The organism is Streptomyces sp. NPDC058637 (assembly GCF_042717325.1).
In the GTDB taxonomy this organism is placed as follows: domain Bacteria; phylum Actinomycetota; class Actinomycetes; order Streptomycetales; family Streptomycetaceae; genus Streptomyces.
Genome location: NZ_JBHXRD010000049.1, coordinates 1 through 13582, shown reverse-complemented (window position 1 = coordinate 13582; position 13582 = coordinate 1). Strand labels below are relative to the sequence as shown.

The following is a 13582-nucleotide window of genomic DNA, read 5'->3' as shown; positions in this document are numbered from 1 at the left end:
GGTACGGCTTCTGACCATTCCAGCGCTTTGGAGAGGGGGGCGCGCATCAACCGCTCCGCCACTCGAAGGAGTGAACATCACTCCTGAGTTGGCGAACAAGTCTCCCCACGGGCGCCCCTCACCATGCCAGGACCACCGGGTGGAACTTCGGCCCAGGCTTTGGCAGGATGCCCGCCCGCATATGCGCGGAGCCCGTGCCTCCACCCAGGCCACCCACGCTGACCTGCCGGTACGGGCCAACGGCCGTTTCGTGGAGGCCCCGTGAAGTGATCGTGCAGACTGACCGGATGCGCATCGAACTCGCCACCGGGCCGGGCAGCCCCCAACGCCCCAACGAGGACTGGGCATCGACCGCCGCTCCCGCGGTCGGCCAGGGCGGTGTCCTCGTCCTGCTCGACGGGGTGACACCTCCGAGGGAGGACGACGGTTGTGTGCACTCGGTTCCCTGGTTCACCGCGCGGCTGGGCGGGTCACTGGTCGAACTGTCCGCTTCGCGCCGGGATCTGACACTGACGGAGATCCTCGCGGAGTCCATCAGGCGCACCGCCGACACCCACCGTTCAACGTGTGACCTTTCTCACGTACGGACACCTCAGGCAACCGTCGTCCTGGCGCGGTGGGGCGAACAGGTGGTCGAGCACCTGGTGCTCTCCGACTCGGTCCTGCTTCTCGAGGACCTCGCCGGGGCGGTCCTGCCGGTGATCGACGACCGCCTCGACAGGCTGCCACCTGGCTTTCTCGCCTCCGAGGCCGTCGCCGACACCCGGGCGCGGAACAAGGAGGGCGGCTTCTTCACGGCCGCGGCCGACCCCGGGGTGGCGTCACGCGCGGTGACGGGCAGCACCTCACGCGCCGACGTCCGCGCGCTCGCGGCGCTGACCGACGGGGCGAGCCGCTGGACGGAGAGGTTCCGGGAGGGCGACTGGGCGGCCGCGCTGGGGCTGCTGCGCAAAGTGGGGCCGCAGGGGCTGATCGACCGGGTGCGGGAGCTGGAGCGGGCCGACGCGGACCGCGGGTATCCGCGCCGAGGAAAGACACACGACGACGCGACGGCGGTCCTCGTCGAGCTCTGACTCCCGGCATCGGGGCCCGCCCGGCTCCCACCGGCTCCCGCCGGCTCCCGCCCCGCCCCATCCGTTTCGGGGGCGGGACACCCATCCGCCGGGGACGGGACGCCCCGCCGCCGTGGAGGGGATGCCTCGCAGCCATGGACGGGACGCCCCGCCGCCGGGGACGCGGGACGCCTCGCCGCCGGGGCCTCAGTCCTCGGCACGCTCGTTCAGGTGGTGCAGCAGCCTCGCCAGCTCCGCGACCTCCGCCCGGTCCCAGTCCGCCAGTTTCCGGGCGTAGCGGCCCCGGCGGGCGTCCCGGACGCTGCGGAAGCGCGCGAGGCCCTCGTCGGTGAGGTGGACGAGCGAGGCGCGGCCGTCCGCCGGATCGTCCTCGCGTGCCACCAGGCCGAGGGCCTCCAGGGCGCTCAGCTGGCGGCTCATGGTCGCCTTGCCGACACCGAAGTAGGCGGCGAGCTCCGTGGCCCGCTGACGCCCGGCCGACTCCAGCCGCACGAGGAGGCCGTAGGCCGCGGACTCCAGGTCCGGGTGCACCTCCCGCGCCATCTCCCCCGAGTTGGCGCGCGCCCGGCGCAGGAAGACCGCCAATTCGCGCTCCAGCGCGAGGAACTCGTGGTCCACACCACTCCCGGCCGCCGCACCGGGCCCGCTCCCGATTCCGCTCCCGTGCACGTCAGCACTCCTCATATGCTTTCCTGCCGATGAAAGTTTCTTTCAACTCCGGTCATCGCCGCAGCTCCGCCAGTATTTCGCAGGAGTAGACCTTCGGCAGAGGCCGGGCCCTCTTCCGGAGCCCGGGTCTACGTGCGTAGCTTCGTAGTGTCACAGGTGGCATGACACCGAAAGTGATTCATGACATGCCCATGCCATGCCCCGCCGCAACACGCCACAGGAGCGTCCCGCACCCGCCCCTGGATCCTGAGCTCCCCCACCGAGTCCTCGGAGGCACGAACATGCCCGTGCACAGATCCGGAACCGCATCCGCCCGCCGTCGTCGCCTCGCCGCCGCGGGAACACTGCTGACCTCGCTCCTCCTCCTGCTCGCACTGCCCGGCACGGCCACGGCCGCCGAAGCGTCCGCGATCCCCGAACGCGGTACGGCCAGGATGGGCCAGGGCGTCGCCGCGCACGACGGACAGCGCGGCGGCACCCCCATCGGCACGGCCGCCGTCCAGACCGAGGGCGTGGACGTCAGCGGCCACCAGGGCAACGTCGCCTGGTCGACCCTGTGGAACAGCGGCGTGAAGTGGGCCTACGTCAAGGCCACCGAGGGGACGTACTACAAGAACACCTACTTCACGCAGCAGTACAACGGCTCCTACAACGTCGGCATGATCCGTGGCACGTACCACTTCGCCACCCCGGACACCACGAGCGGCGCCACCCAGGCCAACTACTTCGTGGACAACGGGGGCGGCTGGTCCAGGGACGGCAGGACGCTGCCCGGGGTGCTCGACATCGAGTGGAATCCGTACGGCGCCCAGTGCTACGGCAAGACCCAGTCCCAGATGGTCTCGTGGATCCGGGACTTCGTGAACACCTACAAGGCGCGCACCGGGCGCGACCCGGTGATCTACACCGCGACCAGCTGGTGGAAGGACTGCACGGGCAACAACGCCGGCTTCGGCGCCACCAACCCCCTGTGGGTGGCGCGCTACAACACCACGGTCGGCGAACTCCCGGCCGGCTGGAGCTACTACACGATGTGGCAGTACACGTCGTCCGGCCCCACGGTCGGCGACCACAACCGCTTCAACGGCGCCCTCGACCGCGTACAGGCGCTCGCGAACGGCTGATCCGCCCCCGACGTACGACCGAGCCCCGGTGACGAGCCCCAGGTCACCGGGGCTCGGCGCTGCCCCGCGACCCACTATGCACGATGCGTATACGCGCTATGTATAGTCACATCGTCCCGCACCGCCGGTGTGCGGCCGGCCATGAGGAGTGACCTGCTGTGCCCAGGAAGACGACGCGATTCGGTGCGGGGTTGACCGCGGCTCTGGTGACCGTGCTCACGCTGACGCTGAGCGGCTGTTCGATGGACACGACGGCGCCGGCGACAGCACGCGGCGACGCGGCCCCGGACGCCGAGGGGACGTTCGGCCCGGTCGACTGCCGCAAGGCGAAGTGCATCGCGCTGACCTTCGACGCCGGTCCCGCCGAGGACACCCCGCGCCTCCTGGACATCCTCAAGGAGAAGAAGGTTCCGGCCACGTTCTTCCTGCTGGGCAGGAACCACGTGCTGAAACACCCCGACACCGTGCGCCGCATCGCGGACGAGGGCCACGAGGTCGCCAACCACACGTGGACGCACGAGATCCTGACGGACAGGAAGCCCGACGAGATACGCGCCGAGCTGGAGAAGACCCAGCTGGCGATCGAGGAGATCACGGGGAGGAAGCCGCGGCTGATGCGTCCGCCGCAGGGCCGCACCGACGACACCGTCTCCGGGATCTGCAAGGAGCTCGGGCTGTCGCAGATCCTCTGGAGCGCGACCGCCAAGGACTACTCCACGAACGACTCCGCACTGATCAGGAAGCGGATACTCGACCAGGCCGGCAAGGACGGGGTGATCCTGCTGCACGACATCTACAAGGGCACCGTCCCCGCCGTGCCGGGCATCATCGACACACTGAAGGAGCGCGGCTACACCTTCGTGACCGTGCCGCAGCTGATGGCCCCCGCGGAGCCCGAGCCCGGCACCGTCTACCGCCCCTGACCCGCCGCACGCGCAACGGCCCGCCTTCCGGGGGGGAAGGCGGGCCGTCCGTACCGGCCGTCGGCGTGCTGCCGCGCCCGTCACAGCGCGGCGCCTACGCGGCGGCCGGGATCCTGTCCCCGGCCCTGGCTGTGGCCGGGGCGAGGGCGATCTCCAGGACCTGGCGGACATCGGTCACCGGGTGGACCTCCAGGGTGTCGAGGACCTCGGCGGGGACGTCGTCCAGGTCGGCCTCGTTCCTCTTGGGGATCACCACTGTGGTGATGCCGGCCCGGTGCGCTGCCAGCAGCTTCTGCTTCAGGCCGCCGATCGGCAGCACGCGTCCGGTCAGCGACACCTCACCGGTCATCGCCACGTCCGTACGGACGAGCCGCCCGGAGAGCAGCGAGGCCAGAGCCGTCGTCATGGTGATACCGGCACTCGGACCGTCCTTGGGCACGGCGCCCGCCGGGAAGTGGATGTGCGCGCCGCGGTCCTTCAGGTCCGCGACCGGCAGCTCCAGTTCCGCCCCGTGCGACCGCAGGAAGCTGAGCGCGATCTGGGCCGACTCCTTCATCACGTCGCCGAGCTGGCCGGTGAGGGTCAGTCCGGACGCCCCGGTCTCCGGGTCGGCCAGCGACGCCTCCACGAACAGCACGTCGCCGCCCGCCCCGGTCACCGCGAGGCCGGTCGCCACGCCCGGCACCGCCGTACGGCGCTCGGCCGGGTCCTGGGCGGACTCGGGGACGTGGTGGGGGCGTCCGACGAGCTCCCGCAGGTCCGCGTCGGTCACCGTGAACGGGAGCTCACGGTCGCCCAGCTCGTGCTGGGCCGCGACCTTGCGGAGCAGCCGGGCGACGGCCCGCTCCAGATTCCGTACGCCGGCCTCCCTCGTGTACTCGCCGGCCAGCTTGCGCAGCGCCGACTCGTCGAGGTCCACCTCGTCCTTCTCCAGACCGGCCCGCTCCAGCTGGCGCGGGAGCAGGTGGTCGCGGGCGATGACGACCTTCTCGTCCTCGGTGTAGCCGTCCAGCCGGACCAGCTCCATGCGGTCGAGCAGGGCCTCCGGGATGGCTTCGAGCACGTTAGCCGTGGCCAGGAACACCACATCGCTGAGGTCGAGTTCGACCTCCAGGTAGTGGTCCCGGAACGTGTGGTTCTGCGCCGGGTCGAGCACTTCGAGCAGGGCGGCGGCCGGGTCGCCCCGGAAGTCCGAGCCGACCTTGTCGATCTCGTCGAGCAGGACGACCGGGTTCATCGAACCGGCCTCCTTGACGGCGCGGACGATACGTCCGGGGAGCGCCCCGACGTACGTGCGCCGGTGGCCGCGGATCTCCGCCTCGTCCCGCACCCCGCCGAGCGCCACCCGGACGAACTTGCGGCCCATGGCATGGGCGACGGACTCGCCGAGCGAGGTCTTGCCCACGCCGGGCGGTCCGACCAGGGCCAGCACGGCACCGCCGCGCCGGCCTCCGACCACGCCCAGTCCGCGGTCCGCACGCCGCTTGCGCACCGCGAGGTACTCGGTGATGCGCTCCTTCACGTCCCGCAGGCCGGCGTGTTCGGCGTCGAGGATCTCCCGCGCGCCCTTGATGTCGTACGCGTCCTCGGTCCGCTCGTTCCACGGGAGTTCGAGGACGGTGTCCAGCCAGGTGCGGATCCAGGAGCCCTCGGGGCTCTGGTCGGAGGAGCGCTCCAGCTTGTCGACCTCCTTGAGCGCGGCCTCACGGACGTGGTCGGGAAGGCCGGCGGCCTCGACGCGCGCCCGGTAGTCGTCGGACTCGTCCTCCGGGTCGCCGTTGAGTTCGGAGAGCTCCTTGCGTACGGCGTCGAGCTGGCGCCGCAGCAGGAATTCGCGCTGCTGCTTGTCGACGCCCTCCTGGACGTCCTTGGCGATGGACTCGGCGACGTCCTGCTCGGCGAGGTGCTCGCCGAGCCACTGGACGGCGAGCTTCAGGCGGGCGACCGCGTCCGCGGTCTCCAGGAGCTGCACCTTCTGCGCGGTGGTGAGGAAGGGCGAGTAGCCGGAGTTGTCGGCGAGCGCCGAGATGTCCTCGATCTGCTGCACCCGGTCGACGACCTGCCAGGCGCCGCGCTTCTTCAGCCAGCTGGTGGCGAGCGCCTTGTACTCCTTGGCGAGCTCGGCGGCGGAGCCGGGCAGGGGGTCGGGCAGGGACACGTCGATCCTGGTGCCCTCGACCCACAGGGCGTTCCCCGGGCCGCTCGTCCCGGCACCGATCCGCACCCGGTCACGGGCCCGGATGAGGGCACCCGGGTCGCCGTCCGAGAGCCGGCCGACCTGCTCGACGGTGCCCAGGACGCCGGTCCCGGTGTAGTTCCCGTCGATACGAGGCACGAGCAGCACCTCGGGCTTGCCGCCGCCAGGGCGTGCGACGGCCTGCGCGGCCTCGACGGCGGCGCGCACCTCGGCGTCCGACAGGTCGAGCGGCACCACCATTCCGGGCAGCACCACCTCGTCGTCGAGCGGCAGCACAGGCAGGTCGACCGGCGTGAACGCCTGGGACACGGTGGACTCAGCAGTCATGATCTCCCCTTCGGCAAGCAAGTTGAGTTACATGGACTCAATGCTAAGGAGCCGCCAAATGTTCCCCATGCCGCGTTCGCTCTGAGCGATCACGCGCGTCGTGCGGCGCTCCGTACGACTGCCTCTACGGCAGCGCCGCGCAGGGCACCTCCATTCCCGGAGGCACCATCCGGTTACGCCGCACGCCCCGCCCCACCTCCGGCCGCCCCCGTCGCCCGCCCGCACTCGTCGCGGCCGTGGCTCCAGGGGGTGACCCTGAGGGAAATCGCTGGTCCCGGTGGGCCGCGTCCGGGGAGGATGGACCGGATCAGGACCGCCGCCGACCGGAGACCGGAGACCTCGCCATGCCCACCGCGGACACCCACCGCCCCGTGACCCTCGACCGGCGCGAAGGCCCCTTCGGCGAGGTCGTCCTGCGGGAACGCGGCGACGACTTCGAGATCATCGCCAACGGCTGCTTCCTGATGGACACCTCCGACGGCCGCTCCGAGCGGCTGCTGATCGACGCCGCACTCGCCGCCCTGCCGCCCGGCCGGCCCCGCCCGGCCCTGCTCATCGGCGGGCTCGGCGTCGGGTTCTCGCTCGTCCGCGCGGCCGAGGAGCGGCGCTGGGGCGCCATCGCCGTCGTCGAGCGGGAACAGGCCATCGTGGACTGGCACCTGGAGGGCCCGCTCGGCCGGATCTCCGCCGCGGCCCTCGCCGATCCGCGGACCGAGATCCTCCGTACGGACCTCGTCGAGCACCTCGGAACGACCACGGAGCGTTACGACGCACTGTGCCTGGACATCGACAACGGACCCGGCTGGACCGTCACCGAGGACAACGGAAGCCTCTACTCGCCCACCGGTCTGGCGGCCTGCCACGCGCGTCTGGCCCCCGGCGGAGTCCTCGCCGTCTGGTCCGCGCAGCCCTCCGCGGTCTTCGACGAAGCACTGCGGAATGCCGGATTCCACGCGGTACGGACCGAAGAAGTAGCGGTTGCCCGAGGTGTTCCCGACGTGGTCCATCTCGCACTCCGGGGTCACTGAACCCCCACCCGGTATGCGCACCCCCGGCGGACCACGGGCCAAGTGGCACAAGGCCGACGATCCGCCGCTCGCGCGGGGGTAACAGTTCGCGCCGGACAACACCCTGCGTAGCCGGGAGCCGTCCTCTGCCTTTACGCTGCTGAGCGGCACAAGGGATCACGACGACATCCACAAGCGATAACCGTGCCTCCGGGGGAGTGGCCTCCGCGAGAACGGGCAGGGGCGGGGCGATGGAACAGACACACACCACCCACAGCGGCGTCGCTGCCACCCCCGGGGCTCAGCGCCGGGTTCTGGTGGTAGAGGACGACGCGACGATCGTCGACGCCATTTCCGCCCGGCTGCGAGCCGAGGGCTTCCTGGTGCAGACAGCACTGGACGGCCCCGCGGCCGTGGACGCGGCCGAGGCCTGGCAGCCCGACCTGATGGTGCTCGACATCATGCTTCCCGGCTTCGACGGCCTGGAGGTCTGCCGCCGCGTGCAGGCCCAGCGCCCCGTGCCGGTGCTGATGCTCACCGCACGCGACGACGAGACCGACATGCTGGTCGGGCTCGGGGTCGGCGCCGACGACTACATGACCAAGCCGTTCTCCATGCGTGAGCTGGCGGCGCGGGTGCACGTCCTGCTGCGCCGGGTCGAGCGGGCCGCGCTGGCCGCCGTGACCCCGCGCAGCGGGATCCTGCGTCTCGGCGAGCTGGAGATCGACCACGCGCAGCGCCGGGTCCGGGTGCGCGCCGACGACGTCCACCTGACGCCGACGGAGTTCGACCTGCTGGTCTGCCTGGCCAACACACCCCGGGCGGTGCTCTCCCGTGAGCAGCTGCTGGCCGAGGTCTGGGACTGGGCGGACGCCTCCGGGACCCGTACGGTCGACAGCCACATCAAGGCGCTGCGCCGGAAGATCGGCGCCGAGCGGATCCGTACGGTCCACGGCGTCGGTTACGCCCTGGAGACTCCCGCGCCATGACGCGGCCCGGCTCCGGACTGCGGCCCTTCTCGATCAAGGCCAAGCTGGGCACGCTCGTCGTGATCTCCGTGTTCATCACGACCGGACTGCTGATCGTCGCCCTGCGGACCCGGACGGAATTCCGGTTCATCACGGTCTTCTCCGTCATCGCCACGCTGCTGATCACCCAGTTCGTGGCGCACGGCCTGACCGCGCCGCTGGACGAGATGCGGGCGGTGGCCCGGTCCATCTCGCACGGCGACTACACGAGGCGGGTGAGCGGCGCCGGGCGGCGCGACGAGCTCGGCGACCTCGCGCAGACGATCAACCGCATGGCGGACGACCTGGAGGCGGAGGACCGGCACCGCAAGGAGCTGGTGGCCAATGTCTCCCACGAGTTGCGCACGCCCATCGCCGCGCTCAGAGCCGTGCTGGAGAACGTGGTCGACGGGGTGTCCGCAGCCGATCCCGAGACCATGCGCACGGCCCTGAAACAGACCGAGCGCCTGGGCAGACTCGTGGAGACCCTGCTGGAGCTCTCCCGGCTGGACAACGGAGTGGTGACGCTCAAGGCGCGCCGCTTCGAGGTGTGGCCGTACCTCTCGGGCGTACTGAAGGAGGCCAATCTCGCGGCCTCGCGGCGCCGGCTCTCGTCGGGCTCCGGGAACCACTCGCGTACGGACGTCCATCTGCACCTGGACGTGTCGCCGCCCGAGCTGACGGCGCACGCGGACGCGGAACGGCTGCACCAGGTGGTCGCCAACCTCATCGACAACGCGGTCAAGCACAGCCCGCCCCACGGCCGGGTCACGGTGCTCGCGCGGCGCGGGCCCCATCCCGAGTCGCTGGAGCTGGAGATCGCCGACGAGGGGCCCGGCATCCCGGAGGCGGAGCGCCACCGGGTCTTCGAGCGCTTCAACCGCGGGCAGGCGCCCTATCCGCACGGCCCGGGCAGTGACGGCGGTACGGGACTGGGGCTGGCCATCGCCCGCTGGGCGGTGGATCTACACGGCGGTCATATCGGTGTGGCCGAATCCGCCCGGGGCTGCCGCATCCGAGTCACCCTTCCCGGGGACTCTTGACTTGCGCGGTTGACCCGGAGTTCGAAAGCCGCAGCGTCACCCTGTGCGTGCGGACGGTCACATTCTACGTCGCGGCCGGGAAAGAGATACGGTCCAGGTGGGTCGTAGCACCGGCCCCGCGTACCCGAAGTGCAGCGGAACCCCGCTTGTTTCCCGCCATTTCATGCACCGAAACCCGGTTTCCGATGTGATGTGCACGACGAAGACCGGCCCGGCCTGCACGTAACGGCTGGGGAGGCGTAGCCTTGATTTCCGCTGTCCATCACCTTGTGAAGCGGAAGAGGGCGGTTCACGCCGTGTCGTCTCAGTCCCCCAGTAACTCGAGCATCTCGACCGATCAAGAAGTCGGCTCCGGGTCCAACCCCGCCGCCGCTTTCGGCCCCAACGAGTGGCTTGTCGACGAGATCTACCAGCAGTACCTCCAGGACCCCAATTCGGTCGATCGCGCCTGGTGGGACTTCTTCGCCGACTACAAGCCGGGTACCTCCGGCACGGCGGACAAGCCCGTCCCCACAGTTGCGGAAGCGGTGACCCCGGCCCCGGCCGCCGCCGCTCCGAGCACCGTCAGCACCGCCCCGGCGCCGGCCCAGCCCGCCACGCCGCCACCGGCGCCCGCGGCCGTCGCTCCGGCGAAGGCAGCGGCTCCGGCCGAACCGGCGAAGGCAGCGGCCCCGGCCCAGGCCGCACCGGCGAAGGCGGCGGCCCAGGCCGCACCGGCCGAACCGGCGAAGGCGGCGGCCCCGGCCGCCCCCGCGAAGGCAGCCCCGGCAGCCGCCGAGGCCCAGGCTCCGGCCGACGCCCCGGCCGGCCCGGAGTACGTGACGCTGCGCGGCCCTTCGGCCGCCGTCGCCAAGAACATGAACGCCTCGCTGGAGCTGCCGACGGCCACGTCCGTCCGCGCCGTTCCCGTGAAGCTGCTGTTCGACAACCGCATCGTCATCAACAACCACCTGAAGCGCGCCCGCGGCGGGAAGATCTCCTTCACGCACCTCATCGGGTACGCGATGGTGCAGGCCCTCAAGGCCATGCCGTCGATGAACTACTCCTTCGCGGTCAGGGACGGCAAGCCGACCCTGGTCAAGCCGGAGCACATCAACCTCGGCCTGGCCATCGACCTGGTGAAGCCGAACGGCGACCGCCAGCTGGTCGTCGCGGCCATCAAGAAGGCCGAGACGCTCAACTTCTTCGAGTTCTGGCAGGCCTACGAGGACATCGTCCGCCGTGCCCGTGTCGGCAAGCTCGGCATGGACGACTTCGCCGGGGTCACCGCCTCGCTGACCAACCCCGGCGGCATCGGCACCGTCCACTCGGTGCCCCGCCTGATGCCCGGACAGGGCCTCATCATGGGCGTCGGCGCGATGGACTACCCGGCCGAGTTCCAGGGCACCTCGCAGGACACCCTGAACAAGCTGGGCATCTCGAAGGTCATGACCCTGACCTCGACGTACGACCACCGGGTCATCCAGGGTGCCGCGTCCGGCGAGTTCCTGCGCGTCCTGGCCCAGCTCCTGCTCGGCGAGAACGAGTTCTACGACGAGATCTTCAAGGCGCTGCGCATCCCCTACGAGCCGGTCCGCTGGCTCAAGGACATCGACGCCTCGCACGACGACGACGTCACCAAGGCCGCACGGGTCTTCGAGCTGATCCACTCCTACCGGGTCCGCGGCCACGTCATGGCCGACACCGACCCGCTGGAGTACCGCCAGCGCAAGCACCCCGACCTGGACATCACCGAGCACGGCCTCACCCTGTGGGACCTGGAGCGCGACTTCGCGGTCGGCGGTTTCGCCGGCAAGACGATGATGAAGCTCCGCGACATCCTCGGTGTGCTGCGTGAGTCGTACTGCCGCACCACCGGCATCGAGTTCATGCACATCCAGGAGCCGAAGGAGCGCAAGTGGCTCCAGGACCGGGTCGAGCGTCCGCGCCCGGCTCCGGAGCGCGAGGAGCAGCTGCGGGTCCTGCGCCGCCTCAACGCCGCCGAGGCGTTCGAGACGTTCCTGCAGACCAAGTACGTCGGCCAGAAGCGGTTCTCGCTGGAGGGCGGCGAGTCCGTCATCCCGCTGCTCGACGCGGTCATCGACTCCGCCGCCGAGGCCCGCCTCGACGAGGTCGTCATCGGCATGGCCCACCGCGGCCGGCTGAACGTCCTGGCGAACATCGTCGGCAAGTCGTACGCGCAGATCTTCCGGGAGTTCGAGGGCAACCTCGACCCGCGGTCGATGCACGGCTCCGGTGACGTCAAGTACCACCTGGGCGCCGAGGGCACCTTCACCGGTCTGGACGGTGAGCAGATCAAGGTCTCGCTGGCCGCCAACCCCTCGCACCTGGAGGCGGTCGACCCGGTCCTGGAGGGCATCGCCCGCGCCAAGCAGGACATCGTCAACAAGGGCGGCACTGACTTCACGGTCCTGCCCGTCGCGCTCCACGGCGACGCGGCCTTCGCGGGCCAGGGCGTCGTCGCCGAGACGCTCAACATGTCGCAGCTGCGCGGCTACCGCACCGGCGGCACCGTGCACGTGGTGATCAACAACCAGGTCGGCTTCACCGCCGCCCCGGAGTCCTCGCGCTCCTCGATGTACGCCACGGACGTGGCGCGCATGATCGAGGCGCCGATCATCCACGTCAACGGCGACGACCCGGAGGCCGTGGTCCGTGTCGCGCGGCTCGCCTTCGAGTACCGGCAGACGTTCAACAAGGACGTCGTCATCGACCTCATCTGCTACCGCCGCCGCGGTCACAACGAGGGCGACAACCCGGAGTTCACCAACCCGCAGATGTACACGCTGATCGACAAGAAGCGCTCGGTGCGCAAGCTCTACACCGAGTCCCTCATCGGTCGCGGCGACATCACGCTGGAAGAGGCCGAGCAGGCGCTCCAGGACTTCCAGGGTCAGCTGGAGAAGGTCTTCGCGGAGGTCCGCGAGGCCACCTCGGCGCCGTCCCAGCCGCATGTCCCGGACGTCCAGGCCGAGTTCCCCGTGGCGGTGGGCACCGCGATCTCCTCGGAGGTCGTGAAGCTGATCGCCGAGTCCCAGGTGAACATCCCCGACGAGATCACCGTCCACCCGCGCCTGATGCCGCAGATGCAGCGTCGCGCCGCGTCGGTGGAGAACGGCACGATCGACTGGGGCATGGGCGAGACCCTGGCCATCGGCTCGCTGCTGATGGAGGGCACCCCGGTCCGGCTCGCCGGCCAGGACACCCGCCGCGGCACGTTCGGCCAGCGCCACGCCGTTCTCGTCGACCAGAAGACCGGCGAGGACTACACCCCGCTGCTCTACCTCTCCGACGACCAGGCCCGTTACAACGTCTACGACTCGCTGCTCAGCGAGTACGCGGCGATGGGCTTCGAGTACGGCTACTCGCTGGCCCGTCCGGAGTCGCTGGTCATCTGGGAGGCGCAGTTCGGTGACTTCGTCAACGGCGCGCAGACCGTCGTCGACGAGTTCATCTCCTCGGCCGAACAGAAGTGGGGCCAGACGTCCGGCGTCACCCTGCTGCTGCCGCACGGCTACGAGGGCCAGGGTCCGGACCACTCGTCCGCCCGCCCGGAGCGTTTCCTGCAGATGTGCGCGCAGGACAACATGACGGTCGCGATGCCCACCCTCCCGTCGAACTACTTCCACCTCCTGCGGTGGCAGGTGCACAACCCGCACCACAAGCCGCTGATCGTCTTCACCCCGAAGTCGATGCTGCGCCTCAAGGCCGCGGCCTCGAAGGTGGAGGAGTTCACCACCGGCGGCTTCCGTCCGGTCATCGGCGACGAGTCGGTCAGCGCCGAGGCGGTCCGCAAGGTCGTCTTCTGCGCGGGCAAGCTCTACTACGACCTGGACGCCGAGCGCGAGAAGCGCGGTGACACGGAGACGGCGATCATCCGTCTGGAGCGTCTGTACCCGCTGCCGGGTGCGGAGATCCAGGCCGAGATCGCCAAGTACCCGAACGCCGAGAAGTACCTGTGGGCACAGGAGGAGCCGGCCAACCAGGGTGCGTGGCCGTTCATCGCGCTCAACCTGATCGACCACCTGGACCTGGCCGTCGGCGCCGATGTGCCGCACGGTGAGCGCCTGCGCCGCATCTCGCGTCCGCACGGTTCGTCCCCGGCGGTCGGTTCGGCCAAGCGTCACCAGGCCGAGCAGGCACAGCTGGTCGCCGAGGTCTTCGAGGCCTGATCAGCCGCTGTACACGCCGAAGGGCCCGGTTCCGTGAGTC

At 70.4% G+C, this 13582-nt stretch carries 9 protein-coding genes; 7 read left to right on the top strand and 2 right to left on the bottom strand.

The features are described from left to right. The first annotated feature begins 287 nt into the window (after positions 1-287). Positions 288-1073, top strand: a complete 786-nt coding sequence (locus ACFWVP_RS32585; protein ID WP_384501617.1) for a hypothetical protein — start codon at positions 288-290, stop codon at positions 1071-1073. A gap of 186 nt (positions 1074-1259) precedes the next feature. Here the strand turns inward: ACFWVP_RS32585 and ACFWVP_RS32580 are convergent, their stop codons facing one another. Then, positions 1260-1757, bottom strand: coding sequence for a MarR family winged helix-turn-helix transcriptional regulator (locus ACFWVP_RS32580; protein WP_384501592.1), 498 nt, complete (start codon positions 1755-1757; stop codon positions 1260-1262). A gap of 266 nt (positions 1758-2023) precedes the next feature. Here ACFWVP_RS32580 and ACFWVP_RS32575 point away from each other — a divergent pair, with 266 nt between their 5' ends. Beyond that, the gene (locus tag ACFWVP_RS32575) at positions 2024-2866 is read left to right on the top strand and encodes a lysozyme (protein ID WP_384501591.1); all 843 of its coding nucleotides are present in this window, start codon (positions 2024-2026) and stop codon (positions 2864-2866) included. Between the two features lie 242 nt (positions 2867-3108). Next, positions 3109-3789, top strand: coding sequence for a polysaccharide deacetylase family protein (locus ACFWVP_RS32570; RefSeq protein WP_384501616.1), 681 nt, complete (start codon positions 3109-3111; stop codon positions 3787-3789). Between the two features lie 94 nt (positions 3790-3883). Here ACFWVP_RS32570 and lon read toward each other — a convergent pair whose 3' ends face one another. Further along, entirely contained in the window at positions 3884-6313 is a 2430-nt protein-coding gene (lon, locus tag ACFWVP_RS32565; RefSeq protein WP_384501590.1) for an endopeptidase La, read from the bottom strand. A gap of 344 nt (positions 6314-6657) precedes the next feature. Here lon and ACFWVP_RS32560 point away from each other — a divergent pair, with 344 nt between their 5' ends. From ACFWVP_RS32560 to ACFWVP_RS32545, 4 genes are all read left to right on the top strand, one after another. Beyond that, positions 6658-7341: a spermidine synthase gene (locus tag ACFWVP_RS32560; protein WP_384501589.1), complete on the top strand. Its 684-nt coding sequence runs from the start codon at positions 6658-6660 to the stop codon at positions 7339-7341. Between the two features lie 230 nt (positions 7342-7571). Then, a complete protein-coding gene (locus ACFWVP_RS32555; protein ID WP_073963975.1) occupies positions 7572-8309 on the top strand; it encodes a response regulator transcription factor in 738 nt (245 codons plus the stop codon). Further along, positions 8306-9370, top strand: coding sequence for an ATP-binding protein (locus tag ACFWVP_RS32550; protein WP_384501588.1), 1065 nt, complete (start codon positions 8306-8308; stop codon positions 9368-9370). Before ACFWVP_RS32555 ends, ACFWVP_RS32550 begins: the two co-directional genes overlap by 4 nt. 296 nt (positions 9371-9666) lie before the next feature. After that, positions 9667-13542 (top strand): multifunctional oxoglutarate decarboxylase/oxoglutarate dehydrogenase thiamine pyrophosphate-binding subunit/dihydrolipoyllysine-residue succinyltransferase subunit, encoded by a 3876-nt coding sequence (locus ACFWVP_RS32545; protein ID WP_384501587.1) that lies wholly within the window; start codon positions 9667-9669, stop codon positions 13540-13542. The last annotated feature ends 40 nt before the right edge of the window (positions 13543-13582 follow it).

Excerpts from the sequence above, each read along its gene's own strand:
- ACFWVP_RS32575 (WP_384501591.1), top strand. The coding sequence starts at position 2,024 with ATGCCCGTGCACAGATCCGGAACCGCATCCGCCCGCCGTCGTCGCCTC.
- ACFWVP_RS32550 (WP_384501588.1), top strand. The coding sequence starts at position 8,306 with ATGACGCGGCCCGGCTCCGGACTGCGGCCCTTCTCGATCAAGGCCAAG.
- lon (WP_384501590.1), bottom strand. The coding sequence starts at position 6,313 with ATGACTGCTGAGTCCACCGTGTCCCAGGCGTTCACGCCGGTCGACCTG.
- ACFWVP_RS32585 (WP_384501617.1), top strand. The coding sequence starts at position 288 with ATGCGCATCGAACTCGCCACCGGGCCGGGCAGCCCCCAACGCCCCAAC.
- ACFWVP_RS32555 (WP_073963975.1), top strand. The coding sequence starts at position 7,572 with ATGGAACAGACACACACCACCCACAGCGGCGTCGCTGCCACCCCCGGG.
- ACFWVP_RS32570 (WP_384501616.1), top strand. The coding sequence starts at position 3,109 with ATGGACACGACGGCGCCGGCGACAGCACGCGGCGACGCGGCCCCGGAC.
- ACFWVP_RS32580 (WP_384501592.1), bottom strand. The coding sequence starts at position 1,757 with ATGAGGAGTGCTGACGTGCACGGGAGCGGAATCGGGAGCGGGCCCGGT.
- ACFWVP_RS32560 (WP_384501589.1), top strand. The coding sequence starts at position 6,658 with ATGCCCACCGCGGACACCCACCGCCCCGTGACCCTCGACCGGCGCGAA.